Origin of the sequence: Bradyrhizobium semiaridum (assembly GCF_020329505.1) — a bacterium.
Lineage (GTDB): Bacteria > Pseudomonadota > Alphaproteobacteria > Rhizobiales > Xanthobacteraceae > Bradyrhizobium > Bradyrhizobium semiaridum.
This window is the reverse complement of sequence record NZ_JAGKJJ010000015.1, coordinates 131,833-155,347: the sequence shown is the minus strand read 5'-3', so window position 1 is coordinate 155,347 and position 23,515 is coordinate 131,833. Positions and strand designations below refer to the sequence as shown.

21 protein-coding genes are annotated in these 23,515 nt (G+C 66.1%); 14 read left to right on the top strand and 7 right to left on the bottom strand.

The window, feature by feature from the left end; genetic code table 11:
- Window positions 1-213: 213 nt before the first annotated feature.
- The gene (locus J6500_RS18850; protein WP_225714188.1) at window positions 214-1,488 is read left to right on the top strand and encodes a cytochrome P450; all 1,275 of its coding nucleotides are present in this window, start codon (window positions 214-216) and stop codon (window positions 1,486-1,488) included.
- Window positions 1,489-1,517: 29 nt separating this feature from the next.
- Here the strand turns inward: J6500_RS18850 and J6500_RS18845 are convergent, their stop codons facing one another.
- Window positions 1,518-1,907, bottom strand: coding sequence for a hypothetical protein (locus tag J6500_RS18845; protein ID WP_225714187.1), 390 nt, complete (start codon window positions 1,905-1,907; stop codon window positions 1,518-1,520).
- A gap of 78 nt (window positions 1,908-1,985) precedes the next feature.
- On the bottom strand, window positions 1,986-2,495 hold the full coding sequence (locus J6500_RS18840) for a MarR family winged helix-turn-helix transcriptional regulator (protein ID WP_225714186.1): 510 nt from the start codon (window positions 2,493-2,495) through the stop codon (window positions 1,986-1,988).
- A gap of 212 nt (window positions 2,496-2,707) precedes the next feature.
- Between J6500_RS18840 and J6500_RS18835 the strand changes: the two genes are divergently transcribed.
- From J6500_RS18835 to J6500_RS18825, 3 genes are all read left to right on the top strand, one after another.
- Window positions 2,708-3,478: an alpha/beta fold hydrolase gene (locus tag J6500_RS18835; protein ID WP_225714185.1), complete on the top strand. Its 771-nt coding sequence runs from the start codon at window positions 2,708-2,710 to the stop codon at window positions 3,476-3,478.
- 56 nt (window positions 3,479-3,534) lie between these two features.
- Window positions 3,535-4,338 (top strand): isocitrate lyase/PEP mutase family protein, encoded by an 804-nt coding sequence (locus tag J6500_RS18830; RefSeq protein WP_225714184.1) that lies wholly within the window; start codon window positions 3,535-3,537, stop codon window positions 4,336-4,338.
- Between the two features lie 103 nt (window positions 4,339-4,441).
- Window positions 4,442-6,289, top strand: coding sequence for a class I SAM-dependent methyltransferase (locus J6500_RS18825; protein WP_225714183.1), 1,848 nt, complete (start codon window positions 4,442-4,444; stop codon window positions 6,287-6,289).
- A gap of 17 nt (window positions 6,290-6,306) precedes the next feature.
- Here the strand turns inward: J6500_RS18825 and J6500_RS18820 are convergent, their stop codons facing one another.
- On the bottom strand, window positions 6,307-7,260 hold the full coding sequence (locus J6500_RS18820) for an ABC transporter substrate-binding protein (protein ID WP_225714215.1): 954 nt from the start codon (window positions 7,258-7,260) through the stop codon (window positions 6,307-6,309).
- A gap of 153 nt (window positions 7,261-7,413) precedes the next feature.
- Window positions 7,414-9,141, bottom strand: a complete 1,728-nt coding sequence (locus J6500_RS18815) for a cache domain-containing protein (protein ID WP_225714182.1) — start codon at window positions 9,139-9,141, stop codon at window positions 7,414-7,416.
- A gap of 228 nt (window positions 9,142-9,369) precedes the next feature.
- On the opposite strand from J6500_RS18815, the gene J6500_RS18810 reads away from it, so the two are divergent.
- Together J6500_RS18810 and J6500_RS18805 are read left to right on the top strand one after the other, a co-directional pair.
- Window positions 9,370-9,930, top strand: coding sequence for a thiamine pyrophosphate-binding protein (locus tag J6500_RS18810; protein WP_225714181.1), 561 nt, complete (start codon window positions 9,370-9,372; stop codon window positions 9,928-9,930).
- Window positions 9,930-10,523: a thiamine pyrophosphate-dependent enzyme gene (locus tag J6500_RS18805; RefSeq protein ID WP_225714180.1), complete on the top strand. Its 594-nt coding sequence runs from the start codon at window positions 9,930-9,932 to the stop codon at window positions 10,521-10,523. The genes J6500_RS18810 and J6500_RS18805 overlap by 1 nt, the downstream gene beginning before the upstream one ends.
- Before the next feature lie 14 nt (window positions 10,524-10,537).
- Here the strand turns inward: J6500_RS18805 and J6500_RS18800 are convergent, their stop codons facing one another.
- The gene (locus J6500_RS18800) at window positions 10,538-11,461 is read right to left on the bottom strand and encodes a LysR substrate-binding domain-containing protein (protein WP_225714179.1); all 924 of its coding nucleotides are present in this window, start codon (window positions 11,459-11,461) and stop codon (window positions 10,538-10,540) included.
- A 124-nt stretch (window positions 11,462-11,585) separates the two neighbouring features.
- Here J6500_RS18800 and J6500_RS18795 point away from each other — a divergent pair, with 124 nt between their 5' ends.
- The 6 genes from J6500_RS18795 (at window position 11,586) to mdlC (ending at window position 19,166) form a co-directional block, all read left to right on the top strand.
- Window positions 11,586-12,755 carry an acyl-CoA dehydrogenase family protein gene (locus J6500_RS18795; RefSeq protein WP_225714178.1) on the top strand — a complete coding sequence of 390 codons (1,170 nt, stop codon included), beginning with the start codon at window positions 11,586-11,588 and terminating at the stop codon, window positions 12,753-12,755.
- Between the two features lie 9 nt (window positions 12,756-12,764).
- Window positions 12,765-13,862, top strand: coding sequence for a CaiB/BaiF CoA transferase family protein (locus J6500_RS18790; protein ID WP_225714177.1), 1,098 nt, complete (start codon window positions 12,765-12,767; stop codon window positions 13,860-13,862).
- 461 nt (window positions 13,863-14,323) lie between these two features.
- Window positions 14,324-15,178: an HTD2 family dehydratase gene (locus J6500_RS18785; RefSeq protein ID WP_225714176.1), complete on the top strand. Its 855-nt coding sequence runs from the start codon at window positions 14,324-14,326 to the stop codon at window positions 15,176-15,178.
- 79 nt (window positions 15,179-15,257) lie between these two features.
- Window positions 15,258-16,310 carry a histidinol-phosphate transaminase gene (gene hisC / locus J6500_RS18780; RefSeq protein WP_225714175.1) on the top strand — a complete coding sequence of 351 codons (1,053 nt, stop codon included), beginning with the start codon at window positions 15,258-15,260 and terminating at the stop codon, window positions 16,308-16,310.
- Between the two features lie 192 nt (window positions 16,311-16,502).
- The gene (blaBJP, locus tag J6500_RS18775) at window positions 16,503-17,390 is read left to right on the top strand and encodes a BJP family subclass B3 metallo-beta-lactamase (protein ID WP_225714174.1); all 888 of its coding nucleotides are present in this window, start codon (window positions 16,503-16,505) and stop codon (window positions 17,388-17,390) included.
- A gap of 147 nt (window positions 17,391-17,537) precedes the next feature.
- A complete protein-coding gene (gene mdlC / locus J6500_RS18770) occupies window positions 17,538-19,166 on the top strand; it encodes a benzoylformate decarboxylase (RefSeq protein ID WP_225714173.1) in 1,629 nt (542 codons plus the stop codon).
- Window positions 19,167-19,295: 129 nt separating this feature from the next.
- Here the strand turns inward: mdlC and J6500_RS18765 are convergent, their stop codons facing one another.
- Window positions 19,296-20,090, bottom strand: coding sequence for an SDR family oxidoreductase (locus J6500_RS18765; protein WP_225714172.1), 795 nt, complete (start codon window positions 20,088-20,090; stop codon window positions 19,296-19,298).
- A 67-nt stretch (window positions 20,091-20,157) separates the two neighbouring features.
- Window positions 20,158-20,853: a PAQR family membrane homeostasis protein TrhA gene (gene trhA / locus J6500_RS18760; RefSeq protein ID WP_225714171.1), complete on the bottom strand. Its 696-nt coding sequence runs from the start codon at window positions 20,851-20,853 to the stop codon at window positions 20,158-20,160.
- A 165-nt stretch (window positions 20,854-21,018) separates the two neighbouring features.
- Here trhA and J6500_RS18755 point away from each other — a divergent pair, with 165 nt between their 5' ends.
- Together J6500_RS18755 and J6500_RS18750 are read left to right on the top strand one after the other, a co-directional pair.
- On the top strand, window positions 21,019-22,482 hold the full coding sequence (locus J6500_RS18755) for a YcjX family GTP-binding protein (RefSeq protein ID WP_225714170.1): 1,464 nt from the start codon (window positions 21,019-21,021) through the stop codon (window positions 22,480-22,482).
- Window positions 22,479-23,510 (top strand): YcjF family protein, encoded by a 1,032-nt coding sequence (locus tag J6500_RS18750; RefSeq protein ID WP_225714169.1) that lies wholly within the window; start codon window positions 22,479-22,481, stop codon window positions 23,508-23,510. Before J6500_RS18755 ends, J6500_RS18750 begins: the two co-directional genes overlap by 4 nt.
- Window positions 23,511-23,515: the final 5 nt, after the last annotated feature.

The window sequence follows — 23,515 nt, the reverse complement described above, 5'->3', positions numbered from 1 at the left end:
CCAGCGCAACCGGGGTTTACCCCGGTTGCGCATCATGAATTTGCACAAGTCGGGCAAGCTCGACTTGTGTGCGGGGAGGGTTAGGGAGAGGGGCAAGCCGCATGGGCAGTGCTCGGGGCTCACCCCTCTCTCCAACTCTCCCCCGCAAGGGGGGAGAGAGCCCTACCGCCTTCCGTGTGGCTTTGACAAAATTGCATGGAGAGAGAGATCACGATGAACGTCCAGACCGCAATCCGCGCCGACCGGGCCGAGCTGCTGCGCCAGGCACGCGAGGAAGCCTATGCGACGCCGCTGAAGGACTTTCATCCCGGCGCACCAAAACTGTTCCGCGACGACACGCTGTGGCCGTGGTTCGAGCGGCTGCGCAAGGAAGAGCCGGTGCATTACTGCACCAACGCGCCGATCGAGCCGTACTGGTCGGTGGTGAAGTACAACGACATCATGCATGTCGACACCAGCCACGGCATCTTCTCCTCGGATTCGACGCTCGGCGGCATCTCGATCCGCGACGTGCCGCCGGGCTACGACTATCCGAGCTTCATCGCGATGAACCAGCCGAAGCACGCCCATCAGCGCAAGACCGTCTCGCCGATGTTCACCCCGACCCATCTCGACGAGCTGGCAAAGCTGATCCGGCAGCGCTCGCAGAGCGTGCTCGACAATCTGCCGCGCAACGAGACCTTCAACTTCGTCGAGCGCGTCTCGATCGAATTGACCACCCAGATGCTGGCGACGCTGTTCGACTTCCCCTGGGAGGAGCGGCGTAAGCTGACGCGCTGGTCCGACGTCTCGACCGCGCTGCCGAAGAGCGGCGTCGTGGAGTCGCCGGAGCAGCGGCGGCGCGAGATGGACGAGTGCTACGCCTATTTCTCGAAGCTGTGGAACGAGCGCGTCAACTCGGCCCCGCGCAACGATTTGTTGTCGATGATGGCGCATAGCGACGCCACCCGGCACATGGATCCCGATAATCTGATGGGCAACATCATCCTGCTGATCGTCGGCGGCAACGACACCACGCGCAACACGATGAGCGGCTCGGTGCTGGCGCTGCACGAGCATCCCGAGCAGTTCAGGAAGCTGAAGGAGAATCCTGATCTGATCGACACCATGGTGCCCGAGGTGATCCGCTGGCAGACCCCCCTCGCCCACATGCGGCGCACCGCGCTGCAAGACACCGAGCTCGGTGGCAAGACCATCAGGAAAGGCGACCGAGTCGTGATGTGGTACGTCTCGGGCAACCGCGACGACGAGGTGATCGACCGTCCCGATGAGTTCATCATCGACCGCGCCCGGCCGCGCATCCATCTGTCGTTCGGCTTCGGCATCCACCGCTGCGTCGGCATGCGCCTCGCCGAGCTGCAGCTTCGGATCGTCTGGGAAGAGATGCTGAAGCGGTTCGACCGCATCGAGGTGGTGGGCGAGCCGAAGCGGGTCTATTCCAGCTTCGTCCGCGGCATCGAGACCCTGCCGGTGCGGATCCCGGGCTGACGCTGCCCCGCCGCGGACGGCGGCCAAATTCAAAATTGAAACGGGACAACCGAGACGGATAGTTTGCCGTCCGGCGCTTGCTGCACTGTGAACTCGATTTCCTTCGAGACTTTCACGTCGCCGACGGCAACCGAAATGCCGCCGCTGCATTGCAGCGTTCGCTTGTCCGGACTGGTCGACGTGGTGACAATCTTCTCGCCAAGCAAATAGAGCGGCTTGCTGTTCTCCGGGCTCGGCTTCGCCGTCGATTCCTTCGCGGCGTAATTGACCAGCGGATTGCGATGGTCGTCCGCGACCCTCTTGAGCACCGCATTCCGCGTTTCGATCGAATCGCAGTCGACCTTGTCCTCGCCGCAAGCACTTAGAAGAAGAAAGGAAAAACACCAGACGGCAAGTGATCGGTCGGGGACATTCGGCATCCAGGGTGCCTTGCGCGGTTGATGACATCCAACAACCTGCCCCGCGACGCATCGTTCCTGTGAAGTTCCGGCCCGTCGTCAGCGACCGCGTTTGCCCTTGGCGGTCGGCAGCGGGCAGCGCGTGCACACCCTGTCGTCGCACATCCGGCAGATCGTGAAGCGATCCATCTCGCTGGTGTCTTGCCTCATCAGCACGTCGCGGATCAGCGTGCCGAGCCGCTTGGTTTCCGCTGGCGACAGCACATTCAGCAGCGATGCAACGGCTGAAATCCGCGAAGCCATCAGTTCCTTCCGGGCCGCGGCGCCCCTGGGCGTCAAATGCAGCGCGACCTCCCTGGCGTCATCGCCCGGCCGCCGCTCGACCAGCTGATCCGACACCAGGCGGTCCACCAGCCGGACCGTTCCGGAATGCGACAGGCCGAGGATCCGTCGCAGCTTCTCGTTGGTCATGCCCTCGCCATAACCGATGACGATGAGCGCCGCAGGCGTCTCGCCGCCACGGCCGATGACCTCGCGCGCGCCCTGCTCGATCCGGTCCATGACGGCGAGCGAAAGCGCTCCCAGCAGATTGGCGATTTCAGTGTCCATGCGCCAACAATATGTGCGCAGCACACAAAAAACAACTTGACCAAATATATGTGCGCTGCGCATATATGCGCTACGCACATAAAAAGGAAAACGACGATGAACGCACTGGCAATTCCTGATGTCACCGGCAGCGAACCGGTGCTGAAATACGTGACGGCCAACGGCGTGCGGTTTGCCTACCTCGAACAGGCAGCGGGCCGCTGGTCCTGTTCATGCACGGCTTTCCCGACAACGCCTGGTCCTATCGAAAGCAATTGCAGGTGTTTGCCGATGCCGGATATCGCGCGGTCGCGCCGTTCCTGCGCGGCTATGCGCCGACCGAGATTCCGGCGAACGGGGTTTTCGATCCGATCGAGCTTGGCAAGGATCTGGAAGCGCTGATTGCGGCGCTGAGCGACGACGGACAGGCACGCGTTGTCGGCATGGATTGGGGCGGCACGTCGACCTTTCAGGCGCTCTCGACTGCGCCTGCGGCGATCAAGGCCGCCGTGGTCATGAACACCGCCCACCCGATCACGATCGCGAGCATCAGGAGCGATCCCGATGCCGTTCGCGCCGTCTTCCATGTCTATTTCTTCACGGTGCCCGGCGCACACTCGGCGGTCAACATCGAGGGACTGCCGTTCGTCGACTATCCCTGGAAGTTGTGGTCGCCAACCCTGGAGAACGACGAGCATCTGCGCTCGGTCAAGCAGACGCTCGGCTCTCCCGGCACCTTGAAGGCGGCGCTGAAATACTACAATGGCCTTGTCGATGCGGGAGTTGCGGGCCGACTGCCGATCACCGACATGCAAACGCCGACGCTGACGATCTATGGCGGCAACGACCCGACAGCGCGGTATTCGATGCAGGAAGAACCGCTGTTCAAGGGGCCGCACCGGCGCGTCGTGCTGCCCGACGTTGGCCACTTCCCGCACCTCGAGCGCGAGGCCGAAGTCAACGGCCTGATCATGGATTGGTTCAGGACGCACGCGCCCGACTGAACGCGCGCCGACCGCAGGCCCGATCTTTCAAAATTCTCTCAACAGGAGTGCGCGCGATGGACGCTAAGACACAGCAACAATACGCCGCGACGTTTCGCGGTCTTCACAGGACAGGCGATCCGCTCGTCCTCTTCAACGCCTGGGATGTCGCCACCGCCAGGGCGATTGCAAAGACGTCCCCGGCGATCGCGACCAGCAGCGGTGCGGTCGCGGCGGCGCTCGGTTATGCCGACGGCGAGCATGTCCCGTTCGACATGGTGGCCGGCCTGGTGTCGCGGATCACCGCGGCGGTTTCGGTTCCGGTCTCGATCGATCTGGAGGCGGGCTATGGCGATACGCCGCAGGCGGCCGCGACGGCGGCGGCCGCGATCGTGAAGGCCGGCGCCATCGGCATCAATATCGAAGACGGGCTGTCCGGCGGCCAGCGGCAACTCGTCGATCCGAAGCAGCATGCCGCCAAGATCGGGGCGGTGCGCGTCACGGCGCAGGAACTCGGAATTGACCTGTTTATCAATGCGCGGACCGATCCGTTCCTGCTGAAGTTCGGATCGTCTGACCAGTGCCTGGAAGAAGCAGCGCGGCGCGCGGCGGTCTATGCGGACGCCGGCGCCGACGGAATCTTCGTGCCCGGCCTCACCGACCTCGCCCAGATCGAGAGGCTGGTCCAACGCACGCCGCTGCCGGTCAACATCATGGTGACGCAGGGTGTCCCCGAGATCGCCGATCTCGCTCGCGCCGGTGTTCGGCGGGTGAGCTTGGGACCTTGGCCGATGATGGCGGCGATGCGCGTGATCGGACAGGTCGCCGCCACCGTCGCCGCGAGCAGGCAATACGGCACGTTCCTGCAACCGAGCGGCTGAGCGCGGAGGCGAGCTCGCACAAGCGTGTCCGCCACCGTCGACATTGTGGTAGATCCTCCTTGGCTGTAAGCGTGCGTCTTGCAGCCCAGACGGTTGACGGGACATGAACCGAAAAGCACGACGTGCGGCCGAGAAGCAACGCGGCGCCTCCACAGCAGGGGCGACCGCGCCCGCCTTCGCGGCCGGTTTCGGCATTGCCGACCTCGCCGCCGAGGCCAGCCGTTTGCGCGGAATGGGCCGCGTCAACGAAGCACAGGCGATTTGCCGCGACATTCTCGCGCGCGAGCCCGATCATGTGCAGAGCCTGAACCTGCTCGGCCTGATGGCGCAGGCCGCGGGCGATCACCGCGGCGCGGTGAAGATGTTCACCAGGGCGGTCACCGCGGACGAGGTCAACGCCGCCTGTCACTACAACGCCGGCAATTCGTACCAAGCGCTAGGACAACGCAGCAAGGCGGTCGCACATTTCAGCAAGGCGCTGGCGCTCGGCATGGAAGGGAGAGCCGTCGGCTTCATCCTGCAGAGCCCGGTCATCGCCGCCTACGTGCAGCGGATTGCCCGCAACTGGCCGCTGGCGATCTCCGGCGCCGACCTGTTCGGCAGCGAAAGCATCGTCCCGCTGGCAAGTGACCTCTTTATGCGCTGCGCGCTGGAAGCGACGACGCTGGCAAGCATGCAGCTCGAAGTGCTGCTCGGCCATGCCCGCGCCGAGTTGCTGCGGCTCGCCGGCGAACAGGGCAAAGCTGGCGAGATCGGCGACGATGTCCTCGCCTTTGCCTGCGCCCTCGCCCGGCAATGTTTCATCTGCGAATACGCCTATGCGCAGAACGAGGCGGAAAGCGATCATGCGGCAGCCTTGCGCGATCGAATGTTGCACGACCTCTCGTCAGGCGGAACCATTGCTCCGCTTACACTGGCCGTCGTCGCCGCCTACTTCCCGCTTCACGCGCTACCGGCGGCGGACGCGCTACTGCGCCGGGATTGGCCCGCGAGCGTGGCCGGCCTGTTGCAGGTGCAGCTCCGCGAGCCGCTGGAGGAAGCGAACGATCGCAGCGCGATTGCGACGCTCACCCCGGTCAAGGACAGCGTGTCGATCGAGGTGATGCGGCAATACCAGGAGAATCCCTATCCGCGCTGGACCATCAACCCGCTGACCGCCTTCGCGGCCGATCAGGCGCGCGGCAGGATCGTGCCGTCTGGAGAACGGCAGGCCGCGCTGGACATCCTGATCGCGGGTTGCGGCACCGGCTCGCATGCGGTCCAGATCGCGCAGGTCTATCCGAATGCCCGCCTGCTCGCGGTCGACATCAGTCTCGCCAGCCTCGCCTATGCCCGCCGCAAGACGCGCGAGCTGGGCCTGCGCAACATCGAATATGCACAGGCGGATATCCTGGAGCTCGGCGCGATCGACCGCAGCTTCGATCACATCGAGTCGGTCGGCGTGCTGCATCACCTCGCCGAGCCGACCGCCGGCTGGCGCGTGCTGGTCTCGCTGCTGCGGCCGGGCGGCAAGATGCGGATCGGGCTCTACAGCGAGCTGGCGCGCCGCGTCATCGTGGAGGCGCGCGCGCGCATCGCGGCGCGCGGCTATCGCGCCACGGCCGACGACATCAGGCGATGCCGCCAGGACATCATGCGCGAACCGCAGCAATGGCCGATGCTGCTCGGCGCGCGGGATTTCTACAGCATGAGCGGCTGCCGCGACCTCCTGTTCAACGTCATGGAGCACCGCTTGACGATTCCCCAGATCGCGGCGTTCCTGGACAACAACGGTCTGTCGTTCCTCGGCTTCGAACCGTTCGACGATCCGGCGGTGGTGGACAGATTTCGCAGGCAGTTTCCGGATACGGCCGACGAGACCGACCTCGATCAGTGGCACCGTTTCGAGGAAAAGCATCCGGAGACGTTCTGGGACATGTATGTCTTCATGGCGAGCAAGCCCGCGGGCTGATGCTTCGGGACGACAGACTACTCGATCACTTCATCCGCGCCGCTGATGACCGAGGGCGAGAACTCACGGCCGAGCAGCTTGGCGGTCTTCAGGTTGATGACCAGCTCGACCTTGGTGACGAGCTGCACCGGAAGATCGGCGGGCTTCTCGCCCTTGAGAACCCGACCGGCATACATGCCGGCGCGCCGGTGCGACTGCACGAAGTCGCCGCCGTAGCTCATCAAGCCGCCGGCGATCGGGAAATCGCGGGTCTGCGTGATCGCCGGCAGGCCGTATTTGATCGCGAGGTCGGCGAGCCGACGGCTGCGGAATGCAAAATAGGGATCGGAGGTGAAGACGAGCCCGTTGGCCGCCTCGCTCGCCACCGCGGCGAAGACGGATTCGAACTCCTCTTCCTTGCTGGCGTTGAGGATCCGCAGCTGGACCCCGAGGGTTTCGGCGGCGGAGCGGAGCTTCTGCAATTGTGAACTGGCGGTCGGGCTGGTCGGGTTGGCGACCACCGCCAGCCTGGTCGCCGTGGGCAGCAGCTCGTGCATCAGCTCGAGCCGCTTCGGCGACACGTCGACGCTCAGGCTCGACACGCCGGTGATGTTGCCGCCGGGCCGCGGCAGGCTGTCGACCACGCCGAGTTGGACCGGATCGCCGCCCATCTCGAAGATGATCGTGCTGGCCGTGCCGGTGGCTTTCGCGGCCAGCGCAACCGGCGCGCCGCCGGGCGCGACAACGACGTCGACGTGGCGCGCGACCAGCTCAGCCGCCAACGCCGGCAGGCGCGCATATTGGCCGTTGGCCCATTGATACTCGATCGCGACGTTGCGGCCCTCGACGAAGCCGGCTTCGCGGAGCCCCTGATGGAAGGCCCGCAGGCGACTATCGAACAGGTCGGGCGATTCCGGGCAGAGATAGCCGATCACAGGCATCTTCTGCGCGCGTGCGGATGTGGTCCAGGCCGCGGCGGCGGCCGCCAGCATGAGGACGTCGCGGCGCCTGATGCGCCCGCGCGACGTTGCTGCACTGGTATCAGCGCTTGTCATGCTCAAGCAACCCGCTGCCGTTCGCCGTCGGTCAAATCATAGCCCACGATAGAAGGACAGTCGCCAGCGGATTGCGCCAGGCGGCATCGCCTAGTGCGCATCGTAAGAAATTCCAAACACCGGAATTGCCTCGTCGAAGCCCTTGATTTGCCGATTCCCGAGATCGCGCACGGAGCGCCGGTCTCTCACACTTGCGGCAACGTCCGCATCGACGAGGATTTCGCGGTCTGCGGCAGATGCGCACAGGCGGGCGGCGAGATTCACGACACTGCCGATCGCGGTGTAGTCGAGCCGGTCCTCGTAGCCGATCCGGCCCACGGTCGCGGGTCCGCCGGCGAGCCCGACGCCGAACCCGACCTGATAGCCGCGCGCGTGCCAGCCGGCGATCAGCTTCTGCACGCGCTTCTGCATCTCGATCGCAAGGTCGACGGCCCGTAGCGCCGGCTGCTCGACCGGCACGGGCGCGTTGACCAGCACCATCAGCCCGTCGCCGGAGAAGCTGATCAGCGTCGCCTCGAACTGCGCGATTACCCGGCCGAGCACCGCGTAATAGTCCGACAGCACGCCCATGACTTCCTCGGGAGTGACGCCGGCGGAAAACGCGGTGAAGCCGCGCAGGTCGCAGAACACGACGACGACGTCGGTGCGGCGGCCGTCCAGCACGCTGTCGTCGCCGGCCCGGTCAACGAGATCGGCGACCTGCGGCGCCAGGAAGCGCTTCAGCTTGGCGATGCGCTCCTGATGCTGCTGCGCCAGCGCCAGCTCGCCGGCCATCCGGTTGAAGCTGTCGGCGAGGCGCTGAAACTCGTCGCCGGTCTGGATCGAGATTCGGTGCTCGAAGGATCCGGCGCCGATCCGCTCGGTGCCCTCTTCGAGCAGCTTGATCGGCTCGGTCATGCGGTGCGCCAGGGCATAGGCGAGCAGCCCGGCGAACACGGTACTGACCGCCAGCAGCGCCGCGGTCCGCCACAGCGCCGCATAGATCGGCGCGTAGGCTTCGGCGATCGGCTGCTCCACCACCACGGTCCAGTCGGGCCCGGCGACGGCCGCCGCGCTGGCCGCGACCATGCGGCCGCGGGCATCCTGGCTGGTTGCAAAGCCGACGCCCGGGCCGATCGCCTCGCGCAGGCTGCGGAACGGCTGCGACGTCGACGCTTCGGCGCCGCGCAGCACAAGGCTGATATCGGGATGCGCGATGAGCCGGCCCGGCTGGTCGAGCACGAAGGCGATGCCGGTCTGCCCGACCTTGATCGCCGAGATCACGTCCCAGATCAGCTTGAGATTGACCTCGGCGATGACGGCGCCGGCCGCCGGCCGATTGCCGACGGTGGCAACCGTCAGATACGGCTCGGAGCCGCGATTATAGCTGACGTCGCTGAACCAGACCCGACTCGCGCGGGCGCCGACCAGCGCAGGATTGGTCGCGCGGTCGGCGCGGCTTTCGATGCGGTTGAGGCCGAGCCGCGAGACGTAAAGGCGCTCGTGCCCCTTGTTGTCGACGAGCGTCAGGCTGGCGATCGCCGGCGCCTGCCGCAACAGGCGCTGCGCGTCGGTGCGCCGCTGCTCGTCCGGCTCGTCGGTCCATGGCTGCTGCACCAGCCAGCCGAGCTGGGTCGTGATGTCGAAAATGAAGTTGTGGATCTCGGCGGCGGCGGAACTCGCCTGAACGCCGAGCAGCTGGTCCAGCCGCGCGCGCTGGTCGCGATAGCCGAACCAGGCTTCGATCCCGCCGTTGATCGCAAGCGGAATCGCGACGGCCATGAAGAGCGCGAGGAAATACTTCGGAAAGAGGCCGCGAAACCGATCTCGGACAATCATGCCCTGATACCTGAAAATACGACGAGTATATCAATATGCCGGAAAAGTTGCGCTTTTCGCCGCGGGATTGAAAGCGACCACGTAGGCCGCGACGAACCCGCCAAGGGACGCAGCCGGTTATAGAATTCCGGCATAGCTGCGCGATCCAGATGCGAAGAGAGTAGCGCCCACCCGCGCGTTATGCCTGCGGTGTGAGGCCGCGCCGCTGCGCTGGCCCAAACCGAGGCCATGATGGACCAGATTGCCGTTCACCAGGACAGCGCGACCAGCACCGACTGGCCGGTCGCGATCTACCGCACGCTGAAGGATTTCGGCGTCGCGCAGCTGTCCTACGTCCCCGATGCCGGACATTCCAAGCTGATCAAGCTGTCGCATGCCGACGGCGCGATCAAGACCACCGTGCTGACCACCGAGGAGGAAGGCGTCGCGCTGTCCGCCGGCGCCTGGCTCGGCGGCGACCGCGCGGTGCTCTTGATGCAGTCGAGCGGCGTCGGCAATTGCGTCAACATGTTGTCGCTGATGGCGAGCTGCCGCTTCCCGCTGCTGACGCTGGTGACGATGCGCGGCGAATGGGCCGAGTTCAATCCCTGGCAGATCCCGATGGGCCGGGCGACGCCGCACGCCTTCGAGATCATGGGCGTCACCGTGCTGCGGCTGGACAACCCCGACGACGCCGAGGAGGTGATCTCGGCCGCCGCCTCGCTCGCCTATGACGGCGACCAGCAGGTCGCGGTCCTGATCTCGCAGCGGATGATCGGCCGCAAGAAGTGGACCAAGGAGACGCATTGATGTCAGCGCCAATTGGAACGCTCGACCGCCGCGCCGCCGTCAAGGCGCTGCTCGCCGACCGCGGCGATCTGCTGGTGATCTCCGGGCTCGGCTCGTCCTCGTATGACGTGTTCGACGCCGGCGAGCATCCCGGCAATTTCTATCTGTGGGGCGCGATGGGCGGCGCGGCGATGATGGGGCTCGGCCTCGCGCTGGCGCAGCCGAAGCGCCCGGTGCTCGTGATCACCGGCGACGGCGAGCAACTGATGGGGATCGGCAGCCTGCTCACCATCGCGACCAAGCAGCCCGGCAATCTCTCGATCGCGGTGCTCGACAACGGCCATTTCGGCGAGACCGGGATGCAGCTCAGCCATTCCGGGCTGGGCGCCAAGCTCGAGGTGATCGCAAGCGGCGCAGGCATCGGCAGCGTTTCCGACATTGCCGACATGGCCGGCATCGAGCGTTTCCGCGCGAGTCTGCGCGACACCGGCGGCGGCCCGCGGCTGGCGCGGATCCGGATCGCGGCGGGTGAAGTCGAGCGCGCGCTTCCGCCGCGCGACGGGACGTACCTGAAGAACCGCTTTCGTGCCCACCTTGGGTTGGCGGTGAGTTGATGCCACAGCCGCGCTCAGGCGAGCTGGATGTCCCAAAGCCCCTCGGCGCGGCAGGCCGCGACTTCGTCGCGCAGCAGCCTTGCGATCAGCGTGATCGCATTGGAGCCGGGATGCTCGACCGGCGAGGCCAGCGCCAGTTCGCGGCGCGGCGCCGGCCGTGCCAGCGGCGCGGTCTCGAGCCGGCCGTCGGCGACCTCGGCGCGGACCGAGGACGGCGGCAGCAGCGTGTACCCAAGCCCTTCCTCGACCAGGCTGGTCAGCACGCGGAAGGAATCCGCCTCGAGCTTGACGTCGATGTCGAGCTTGCGCTTCGCCGCCGCGTGCTCGATCAGCGCGCGGAGCCCGTGCGAATGACTGGGCAGCACCAGGCGCTGACGCAGCAGCCAGCCGATATCCACCTGCTTCTTCTGCTTCAGCCCGCTGCCGCGCGGACCGACCGCGACGATCGAGTCACGGCCGAGGCTCTGCACCGCCAGATGCAGGTCGACCGACGGGCCGTAGATCACGGCAAGATCCATCTCGCCGCGATGCAGCCATTCGATCAGATGGCCGCTGTAGCTCTCGACGATGCAGAGCGAAATGCCGGGATAGCGCTCCACCGTGCGCCGCGCCAGCCGCGCCGACAGCACGCAGCTCACCGTCGGGATCAGTCCGAGCACCACGCGTCCGGACGGCGCGCCGCCGGCGGACTGGATGTCGTCGCGGATCTGGTCGATCTGCCGCACGATGCCGCTGGTGCGCGTCAGCAGCAGCCGGCCGGCATCAGTCAGCACCATGCCGCGGCCGTTGCGGGTGAACAATTCGGTGCGTAGCTCGTGTTCCAAGAGCTTGATCTGCCGGCTCAGGGCCGGCTGCGCGACCCGCAGCGTATCGGACGCCTTGCTCAGGCTGCCGAGTTCCGCGACACATGCAAAGGTCCTCAGCTGGCGGAAATCCATACTTGCCAATCCTGGAAGGCAGGTTCATACGCTATAACAAAACAGCATAGGGAATTTACCGGGGCCCCACAATGGCGGGCACTTTGATCCCGCTTCAGGTGCAACCTCGCGACAAGAAGAACCAATGACCGCACACGACATTCAGCAAGACGATCATTCCGACATCCGCGACGCCGTCGCAAAACTCTGCGCGCAGTTTCCCGGCGAATACTGGCGCAAGCTCGATCGCCAGATGGCGTATCCGAAGGAGTTCGTCGATGCGCTGACGGAGGCCGGCTATCTCTCGGTGCTGATCCCCGAAGAATATGGCGGCGCGGGCCTCAAGCTGTCGGCCGCGGCGGCGATCCTTGAGGAGATCCAGCGCGCCGGCTGCAACGGCGGCGGCTGCCACGCCCAGATGTACACGATGGGCACCGTGCTCCGTCACGGCAACGATGCGCAGAAGGCGAAATATCTGCCGAAGGTCGCAACCGGCGAATTGCGGCTGCAGGCATTCGGCGTCACCGAGCCGACCAGCGGCACCGACACATCCTCGCTGAAAACCTTCGCGCGCCGCGAGGGCGATCATTACATCGTCAACGGCCAGAAGATCTGGACCAGCCGCGCCGAATATTCCGACCTGATGATCCTCTTGGCCCGCACCACGCCGAAGGAAGGCGCCAAGAAGCGCACCGACGGGCTCTCGGTGTTCATCGTCGACATGCGCGAGGTGAAGGGCAAGGGTCTGGAGATCCGCCCGATCCGCACCATGATGAACCACGCCACGACAGAGGTGTTCTTCACCGACATGAAGGTGCCGGCGGATAATCTGATCGGCGAGGAAGGCAAGGGTTTTCGCTACATCCTCTCCGGCATGAATGCCGAGCGCATCCTGATCGCCGCCGAATGCATCGGCGACGCCAAATGGTTCATCCAGAAGGCGACCGGTTACGCCAAGGAGCGCAGCGTGTTCGGCCGGCCGATCGGCCAGAATCAAGGCATCCAGTTTCCGATCGCGAAAGCCTACGCGTCGATGCGCGCGGCCGAGCTGATGGTGAAGGAAGCCACCCGAAAATACGAGGCCGGGCTCGACTGCGGCGCCGAGGCCAACATGGCCAAGATGCTGGCGGCGGACGCCTCCTGGGAAGCGGCCAATGCCTGCGTGCAGACCCATGGCGGCTTCGGCTTCGCCGAGGAGTACGACGTCGAGCGCAAGTTCCGCGAGACCCGGCTTTATCAAGTCGCGCCGATCTCGACCAATCTGATCCTCTCCTACGTCGCCGAGCATGTGCTCGGCATGCCCCGCTCCTACTGAGTTCGCATCATGTTGCCGCTTGAAGGATTGACCGTCATCGCCGTCGAACAGGCGGTTGCCGCGCCGTTTTGCTCGTCACGCCTCGCCGACGCGGGGGCCCATGTCATCAAGATCGAGCGGCCCGAGGGCGATTTCGCCCGCGGCTACGATGCCGCGGCGAAGGGCCAGAGCAGCTATTTCGTCTGGCTCAACCGCGGCAAGGATTCCGCGGTGGTCGATCTCGCCACCAAGGAAGGCCGCGCCCAGCTCGAGCAGCTGATCGCGGGCGCCGACGTGCTGCTGCAAAACCTCAAGCCCGGCTCGATGGACAAGCTCGGCTTCTCGCGCGAGCGGCTGCGCAAGGACTATCCGAAGCTGATCATGTGCACGATCACAGGCTATGGCGACAGCGGCCCCTACGCCGACCGCAAGGCCTATGACCTGCTGATCCAGGCCGAGAGCGGCCTCGCCTCGATAACCGGCGGCCCCGAGGGCGCCTCGCGCGTCGGCATGTCGATCGTCGACGTCGCCACCGGCGCCACCGCGCATGCTGCGATCCTGGAAGCACTGATCGGCCGCGGCCGCACCGGACAAGGCGCCGACATCCGGATCTCGATGTTCGACGTGATGGCCGACTGGCTCACCGTGCCGCTGCTCAATGCCGAGGATGGCAAGTCGCCCCAGCGGATCGGCCTCGCCCATCCTTCGATCGCGCCCTATGGCGTGTTCCGCTCGAAGGACGGCAAGGAGATTTTGATCTCGATCCAGAGCGAGCGCGAGTGGAAGACGCTGTGCGCCAAGGTGCTCGATCAGCCCGCACTGCCGGACGATCCGCGCTTTGCCAACATGGTGGAGCGCGTGCGCAACCGCGCGCTGACCGACGGGATCGTCAGCGACGCCTTCGGCCGGCTGACGCGCGAGCAATTGCTGGCAAAGCTGGCGGAAGCGGACATTGCCTTTGCCGAGGTCAACAACATGGACGACCTCGCCAGGCACCCGCATCTGCGCCGCATCGAGGTCGACACGCCCAACGGCCGCGTGAGCTATCCGGCGCCGGCCGCCATCGTCGTCGGCGAGGACAGGCACTACGGCAAAGTGCCTGCGATCGGCGAGCGCACCAAACGCTAGCTAGGACAAGATGAGATCAGGCCGACGCGCCACCGCGAACGAGCTGTGCCCCCTCCCCCGCTTGCGCAGGGCAATCGCATATGAAGGGCGCTGGATGAGCCGCTGGCTCGCTTCGCCTCTCCCGCTTGCGGGGGAGGCCGGATCGCATCGCAGATGCAATCCGGGTGGGGGCTATTTCCGCAGTATGATTCGTGGAGAGACCCCCCACCCCAGCCCTCCCCCGCAAGCGGGAGAGGGAGCCGTCCACCGATGCTGGCGCCACCAGAGTTTTCATATGCGATTGCCCTGCCCGCTTGCGGGGGAGGGCTCTCTCCGCGAGTCACATCGTGGAGAGAGCCCCCACCCGGCGCTACGCGCCGACCTCCCCCGCAAGCGGGAGAGGTGCACCGAACCTGCTGCAACACCTGATTCAAACCGACTTCATCGCGCTCTAAAGAACTCCCGCCCGGAGCAAGAACATCATGACCGACAAACTCGACCTCGATCATCTCCGCCAATGGATCGGCCGCAGCGCGGAAGCGACCGATGTCGTCACCGCGCACCTGGTGAAGGGCCTGCGCGCGACGCTGTTCCAGGAGATCGGCGAGCCGAAGACGGGCGATGCCGCGCCGTGGACCACGCATTGGTGCCTCGGCCAGCCGGTGTTCCCGATGTCGCAGCTCGGCCCCGACGGTCACCCGACCCGCGGCGGCTTCCTGCCGCCGGTGCCGCTGCCGCGCCGGATGTGGGCCGGCGGCGAGCTGGAATTCCTCGATGCCCTGCGCATCGGCGACGAGCCGAAGCGGACTTCGAAGATTGCTGACGTCACGGTGAAGTCGGGCTCGACCGGCACGCTGTGCTTCGTCTCGGTCAATCATGAGGTGACGACGTCGCGCGGCCTTGCGATCCGCGAGCGGCAGGACATCGTCTATCGCGAGATGACCAGCGCAGCGTCGGCCGCGCCAACGAAGGCGCCGCCGCCTCCCCCGGTTGCGCAGCATCGCGAGGCGCATATGTCCGATCCGGTGCTGCTGTTCCGCTATTCGGCGCTGACTTTCAACGGCCACCGCATCCACTACGATCGCGACTACGTCACCAAGGTCGAGGGCTATCCTGGCCTGATCTTCCACGGCCCGCTGCAGGCTGCCTTCATCGTCGAATTCGCCGCCAAGCTGCGCGGCGGCAAGCCGCCGAAGAAGCTTTCCTACCGCGGCGTACAGCCGCTGTTCGAGGGCAGCGAGTTCTCGGTCAATGCCAGCGACAAGGATGGCGGCATGGAACTGTGGACCGCGAATGCGGAAGGGCAGCCGACCATGAAGGGCACGGCGACCTGGTGATACCTGAGCGCCGCAACGCGGCTTTCGCAAGACGTTCGCTTCCCCTACTGCGCTGCGATCCTCCCTGGGGTCGCACATCATGAGTCGTTTCTGGAGTCCGGTCGTCCACAATCTGTCGCCATACGTGCCTGGCGAGCAGCCGAAGATCGACGGCCTCATCAAGCTCAACACCAACGAGAACCCCTATCCGCCCTCACCGCATGCGCTGGCGGCGATCGCCGCTGCGGCGGAGCGGCTGCGGCTCTATCCCGATCCGCGCGCGACCGCGCTGCGCGAGACCATCGCGGCCCGCTACGGTGTCGGGTCCGATGAGGTGTTCGTCGGCAACGGCTCGGACGAGGTGCTGGCCCACACCTTCCCGGCGCTGCTGAAGCACGACGCGCCGCTGCTGTTCCCCGACATCACCTACAGCTTCTATCCGGTCTATTGCCGCCTCTACGGCATCAGCTACGAGACGGTGCCGCTCGACGACGCGATGCGCGTGCAGACCGCCGATTACCGGCGGCCCGGCAGTGCCATCCTGCTGTGCAATCCGAACGCGCCGACCGGCATCGCGCTGCCGCGCGCCGCGATCGAAACATTGCTTGCCGAACATCCCGATCGATTGATCGTGGTCGACGAAGCCTATGTCGATTTCGGCGCCGAGAGCGTCGTGCCGCTGGTCGCGCGCCACGACAACCTGCTGGTGATCCAGACCGTCTCCAAGTCGCGTGCGCTGGCCGGCTTGCGCGTCGGCTTCGCGATCGGCCAACGGCCGCTGATCGAGGCGCTGGAGCGGGTCAAGGACAGCTTCAACTCCTATCCGCTGGATTGCTTCGCGCTGGCCGGTGCAGCCGCGTCGATCGCGGACGAGCAATGGTTTGCCGAGACCCGTGCGCGCATCATCGCCAGCCGCGAGGCGCTGACGCACGGTCTGTCCGAGCTCGGATTCGAGGTGCTGCCGTCGCTGGCGAACTTCGTCTTTGCCCGCCACCCCCGCCATCGCGGCGCCGATCTCGCAGCCCGGCTGCGCGAGCGCGGCGTGCTGGTCCGGCATTTCCAGAAACTCCGGATCGAGGACTTCCTGCGCATCACGGTCGGCACCGACGCTGAATGCGGCCGCCTGATCGCGCTGCTGCGTGAGTTGGTCTGATCGGCATTGGCGTGGCGCCGTGCAACTGTCCCGCCGCCACTGGAACACGGGACAGGAGCCGTCATGCGTTTTGCGATCGGCGACACCGCGGTCGATGAGCACCAGTCCCCTGCCGGAGTTCTTGCGATCGGTCGCGGCAGCACGCATAGTGCGCCGCGCGACCAACAACAAGAACCAGCAGGGAGGCAACCCATGAGGACGATCGCGGCCGCGCTATGCGCGCTGGCGCTGCTTGCAACCGGCGCGCAGGCGCAATCCATCAAGGACTTCATGGCTGTCGTCATGAAGAAATGGACCACGCCGTTCAACCCGTTCCAGCTGATCGGCAATATCTATTATGTCGGCACCGACGGAATCGCGGTCTACATTATCAAGACGTCGGATGGCCTGATCCTGATGGACACGGCGATGCCGCAGTCGACCGGAATGATCAAGGACAGCATCGCCAAGCTCGGCTTCAAGGTCAGCGACATCAAGATCATCCTCAACACCCATGCTCACCTCGATCACACCGGCGGCTTCGCCGAAATCAAGAAGGAGACGGGCGCGCAACTGATCGCCGGCGAGCGCGACAAGGCGCTGCTCGAGGGCGGCTACTATCCGGGCGACGAGAAGAACACCGACCTGTTCTTTCCGCCGGTGAAGGTCGACCGCACCGTCAAGGAGGGCGACAGGGTGACGCTCGGCGATATCACGCTGACCGCGCATGCGACGCCCGGCCATTCACCCGGCTGCACCAGCTGGGAGATGACGGTCAAGGACGGCGGCCAAAACCGCGACGTGCTGTTCTTCTGCAGCGGAACGGTGGCGCTCAACAAGCTGGTCGGCCACCCCACCTATCCCGGCATCGTCGACGATTACCGTTCGACCTTCGCCAAGGTCAAGGCGATGAAGGTCGACGTGCTGCTCGGGCCGCATCCCGAGGTCTACAACATGCAGGACAAGCGCGCGCAGATGAAGGACGACGCGCCGAACCCGTTCGTCAAGCCGGGCGAGAACGCGAGTTACGTGGCCGGGCTCGAGCAGGACTTCGACAAGCAACTCACCAAGCAGACCGCCGCGCTGCAGAAGGCGAATTAACCGGTTCCTTGCCCGGCGTTCGCTCGACGCTTGTGCCCGGCAGCGGCTTGACATTGCGCAGCAATCCATCGAGAGGTGGATTGCTTTTCGGCATTTGCGCTCGGCGCAATGGCGGCAAGCCAAGACACCAGAAATGGGGAGCCGCCGATGTCGTCACGCAAGCCCGCTGCCGCGAAAGGCAAAACCGTCACCGTCAAGGGCGCCACCTTCGGCCTCTTGCGCGCATGGGGCATCAAGAAGGTGTTCGGCAATCCCGGCTCGACCGAGTTGCCGTTCCTGAGCGACTGGCCCGAGGACATCGATTACGTGCTTGGCCTGCAGGAGGCCTCCGTGGTCGGCATGGCCGACGGCTATGCGCTAGCGACGCGCAATGCCGGATTCGTCAACCTGCATTCGGCGGCGGGCGTCGGCAATGCGCTCGGCAACATCTACAACGCCTATCGCAACCAGACCCCGCTGGTGATCACCGCCGGCCAGCAGGCGCGCTCGATCATGCCCCTACAGGCGTTCCTCTACGCCGAGCGCGCCAGCGAATTCCCGCGGCCTTACGTGAAATTCGCGGTCGAGCCGGCGCGCGCCGAGGACGTGCCGGCCGCGATCGCGCGCGCCTATTACGTCGCGATGCAGCCGCCGTGCGGGCCGACCTTCGTCTCGGTGCCGATCGACGACTGGGCGCGCGCAACGCAGCCGGTCGAGGCACGCCAGGTCAGCCGCGAGATCGGTGCCGATCCGTCCGCGATGAAGGCGCTGGTGGCGGCGCTCGGCGAGGCCAGGCGACCCGCCCTCGTGGTCGGTCCCGCGGTCGATCGCGCCGAGGCGGTCGACCTGATGGTTGACGTCGCGGAGCGCACCAAGGCCCCGGTCTGGGCCAGCCCGTTCTCGGCGCGCTGCTCGTTCCCCGAACGTCACCCGCAGTTTGCCGGCTTCCTGCACGCTTCGCCCGGCCAGCTCTCCGATGCGCTGCGCGATCATGATCTCGTCGTTGTGATCGGCGCGCCGGTGTTCACCTTCCATGTCGAGGGGCATGCCGCGATCTTCGACGGCGCGACGCCGATCTTCCAGATCACCGACGATCCCGACGCTGCCGCGATGACACCGGCCGGCCACAGCATCATCGCGACGATGAAGCCGGCGCTGTCGGCACTGCTCGATCTGCTGCCCGAAACCAAGCGCACCGCGCCGGCCGGCCGCGTGCTGCCGCCGGCACCGGCGGCCGCCGATCCGATCCCCGCCGAATACGCGCTGCATGCACTCGCCGCCGCGATGGGGCCGCAGGATGCGCTGGTCGAGGAAGTGCCCTCGCATCGGCCGTTGATGCAGAAGGTGATGCCGATGCGCGGTCAGGACAGTTTCTACACCATGGCAAGCGGCGGCCTCGGCTACAGCCTGCCCGCCGCGGTCGGCATGGCGCTCGGTCGCCGCGAGGGCCGCACCGTGTGCCTGATCGGCGACGGCTCGGCGATGTATTCGATCCAGGCACTGTGGACCGCGGCACAGCGCAAGCTGCCGCTGACGGTCGTCGTGATGAACAATTCCGGCTACGGCGCGATGCGCTCGTTCAGCCAGGTCATGCAGGTGCGCAACGTGCCGGGCCTCGAACTGCCGAACATCGATTTCGTCAAGCTCGCCGAAGGCATGGGCTGCGACGCGGTGCGGGTGACGAAATCGTCTGAACTCGCCGCCGCCTACAAGCGCGCCCTGTCGCATCAAGGCGCGAGCCTGATCGAGGTGATGGTGGATTCCGCAGTGCCGCTGCTCTACGCGCAGAAGAGCTAGACAAGATATCTCCACATCATTGCGAGCGGAGCGAAGCAATCCATGTATCCGCGCCAGCGGAAAGATGGATTGCTTCGTCGCTTCGCTCCTGGCAAGGACGGTGAGTGGGCGGAGCGCCCATCACCATCCCTACTTCCCATGCGTCTCGCGCATTTTGGCCTGGATCTTGGCCATGCCGCCGATCCAGCGGTCGTAGTTCTCGGTCTTCTTGCGCATGTAGCCGAGCACCTGCGGGTGCGGGAGGATGAGGAAGGTCTCCTGCTCGATGCCCTTGAGTGCATCCTGCGCGACCTGCTCGGCCGAGAGATCGCCGTCGCCGGATTGCGGGCCTTTCGGGATCGAGCGCAGCATGTTGGTGTCGACGCCCTGCGGGCAGAGAATCGAGACCTTGATGTTGTCGGCGCGGTGCGAGATCGCGAGATTCTCGGCAAAGCCGACTGCGGCGTGCTTGGTGGTGGAATAAGCCGGGCTGCCGACCTGCGACAACAGGCCCGCGGCGGAAATCGTGTTGAGGAAGTAGCCGCCGCCGCGCGCCTTCATGCGCGGCACCAGATGCCGCGCGGCATAGACATGGGCCATGACGTGGATCGCCCAGCTCCGCGACCACGGCTCGTCCGAGGTGCCGCCGGCATTCACCGACAGCGGATCGAAGCCGCCGCCGATGCCGGCATTGGAGCAGAACAGCGCGATCGGGCCGAACATCCGCTCGGTCTCCTCGATCACATGCAGGATGTTCTTCTCCTGCCCGACGTCGCATTTGAACGCCGCGCCGCCGACCGACGCCGCGACCTTCTCCGCCGCGGCATGGTCGAGGTCGACCACCACGACCTTGGATGCACCCGCGGCATGGAACGCCTCGCACAGCGCCTTGCCGATGCCATTGCCACCGCCGGTGACCACCACAACCTTACCCGCCACCTGCATGGCCATCCTCCCGGAGTCTGAGTGCTATCGGGGATATGATAGCCCATCCGTCGCGGTTGGCGAGGGCTCAGCTCGCCAGCACGACATCGAACACGGCCGTGTAGTGGCAGGCGGCCCCTAACAGCACGAAGCCATGCCAGATCGCGTTCTGGAAACGCAGCCGGCGCCAGGAGTGGAAGATCACGCCGAAGCTGTAGAGAATGCCGCCGGCCAGCACGAAGCCGAGCGCGATCGCCGGCAGCGTCTTCACCACGGCGTCGTAGAGCATCACGCCGCTCCAGCCCATCGCCAGGTAAAGCCCGATCGAGAGCCGGTCGAAGCGGCCGGGATAGCGCAGCTTGAGCCAGATGCCGAAAATGGCGACGCACCAGACGCCGAACAGCAGCGTGATCGCCAGGTAGCTCTCCTTGAGTTGCACGATGAACGGCGTGTAGGTCGTCGCGATCAACAGATAGATCGCCGAGTGATCGAAACGCCGCAGCAGCCATTTCACAGGCGATACCGGCCAGAGGTTATAGGTCGCCGACAGCACGAGCATCGCCAGCAGGCCCGCGACATAGACCGACACCACGGCGATCTCGAACGGCCCGGAATAGACCGCGGTCAGCACGATCAGCGCGGTGGCGGCGACCAGCCCGAAACACAGGCCGACGATGTGCACGACGCCGTCGGCGATCAGCTCGGCGCGATCGTAGTTCCACAGCGCGGCACCGGCCGCGTGGATCGAGGTCGAGGCGAGTTGCTTCAGGCGGAAGATCGTCATGCCGGAACGCTTTCCTCAGGGTCGATGGAATATGGACGAGGCCTTCACTCCCTCGCCCGCAAAGGCGCCGGAAATGTGAAGCTTGATTTTGGCCCGATAATCGCCAACTTGCGAGGTGATCGCCTGCCCTTTTGGCCCCTTCTGCCGGGTTTTTGTTAACCCTCCATGACCCCCAGTCTATCAGATATCGTCGAGGAAGCGCGTCTCTCGGCGCGGGCGCTGCTCGACTATGGCGAGGGTTTCTTCAACCCGACCGTGCGGCTCGGCGTCACCGGGCTGTCGCGCGCCGGCAAGACCGTGTTCATCACTGCGCTGGTGCACGGGCTGACCCGCGGCGGCCGCTTCCCGGTATTCGAGGCCTATGCCTCGGGACGGATCGCGCGCGCCTATCTGGCACCGCAACCTGACGATGCGGTGCCGCGCTTCGCCTATGAGAACCATGTCCGCACCCTGGTCGAGGAGCGGCGCTGGCCGAATTCGACCACCGACATTTCCGAGCTGCGGCTGGTGATCGAGTATCAGCGGCAAAATGGCGCGGACCGCACGCTGACCCTCGACATCGTCGACTATCCCGGCGAGTGGCTGCTCGACCTGCCGCTGCTGGCCAAGAGCTACGAGCAATGGTCGGCGGAAAGCCTCGCGCTGTCGCGCGAGCCGCTGCGCGCCAAGCTCGCGGCCCCCTGGCACGCGCAGCTCGCGACGCTGAAGCCCGAAGGAAAAGTGGATGAGCAGGCCGCGCTCACCGAGGCGAGGCTGTTCACCGACTATCTGCGCGCTTGCCGCGACGAACGCTTCGCGATGAGCCTGCTGCCACCCGGTAGATTCCTGATGCCGGGCAATCTCGCCGATACGCCGGCGCTAACCTTCGCGCCGCTCGATGTGCCGAATGGCGGCAGCGCGCCGGACGGTTCGCTATGGGCGATGATGCGGCGGCGCTATGAGGCCTATAAGGACGTCGTGGTGCGCCCGTTCTTCCGCGATCATTTCGCGCGGCTCGACCGCCAGATCGTGCTGGCCGATGCGCTGGCCGCGTTCAACGCGGGGCCGGAAGCGCTGCACGATCTCGAGGCGGCGCTGGCCGGCATCCTCGACTGCTTCCGGATCGGCCGCAGCACGCTCATGAGCGCGCTGTTCCGGCCGCGCATCGACCGCATCCTGTTCGCGGCGACCAAGGCGGATCATCTGCATCACCAGAGCCACGACCGGCTCGAAGCCGTGCTGCGGCGGATCGTGGCCAAGGCCGCCGAGCGCGCCGAATATGCCGGCGCCGCGATCGACGTAGTGGCGCTCGCCGCGGTGCGCGCCACCCGCGAGGCGCAGGTCGCGCGCGGCCGCGAGCGGTTGCCGTCGATCCTCGGCACGCCGGCACCGGGCGAAGTCGCCAACGGCGAGACGCTGGACGGCGAGACGGAGGTCGCGACCTTTCCGGGCGACCTGCCGGACAATCCCGAGGAGCTGTTCAAGGGCACGTTCCGCGGCCTCGCCAGCGCCGGCGCTGACGGCGCCGATTACCGTTTCCTGCGCTTCCGCCCGCCGAGGCTCGAACGCAATGGCGATGCCGAGCCGGTGCTGCCTCACATCCGCCTTGACCGCGCGCTCCAATTCCTGATCGGAGACAGACTGCAATGAACGACAAGACGCCGCCCCGGCGGCCGGCGACGTTCAAGCTCGACGATCCCGGCGTGGTCGTGATCGATCCCGATGACACCGGCCGCCTCGCCCGCGGCACGATCCAGATCGTGCCCGAGGCCGAGCCGGCGCAGCTGCCGGCGACCGTCGATACGCCGCTGGTGCCGGCGCGCCGCGGCTTCCGCTGGGGCACGCTGTTCTGGAGCGCGGTCGCCGGCCTCGTGGTGCTCGGCACCGGGCTCGGCGTCATCAACCTGGTCGAGGATCTCTTTGCGCGCAACGAGGGGCTCGGCTTCCTCGGTCTCGGGCTGGCGGTGATCGCCGCGGTCGCGCTCGCCGTCATGACGATGCGCGAGCTCGCCGGCCTGGCGCGGCTCGCGACCATCGAGAAGCTGCATCTGCGCGCCGCGGAAGTCCTGATCAGCGACGACCGCGCCGCGAGCCGGGCCATCGTCACCGATCTGCTCAAGCTCGCGCACCAGACCCCGCAGCTCGCCCGCGCCCGCAGCGCCCTGCAGAGCCACACCGACGATATCATCGACGGCGCTGACATGATCCGCCTCGCCGAGCGCGAGCTGATGACGCCGCTCGACGCGGAAGCCCGGCGGCTGGTGTCGACGGCGGCGCAGCGCGTCTCCGTCGTCACCGCGGTCTCACCGCGCGCGATGATCGACGTGCTGTTCGTGTTCGTGGCGAGCTTGCGGATGATCCGGCAGCTGGCGCGGCTCTATGGCGGCCGCCCCGGCGCGCTCGGCATGATCCGCCTGCTGCGCCAGGTGATCGCGCATCTTGCGATCACCGGCGGCATCGCGGGGAGCGACAGCCTGATCCAGCAGATGCTCGGCCACGGCATCGCGGCAAAGCTCTCACAGCGGCTCGGCGAAGGCATGCTCAACGGTCTGCTCACCGCGCGCCTCGGCCTCGCTGCGATCGAGGTGACGCGCCCGATGCCGTTCAACGCCCTGCCGCGCCCCGCGCTGACCGATCTGGCAAGGGATCTCCTGAGCAAGCGCGAGGAAGGGGAATAGCGCGC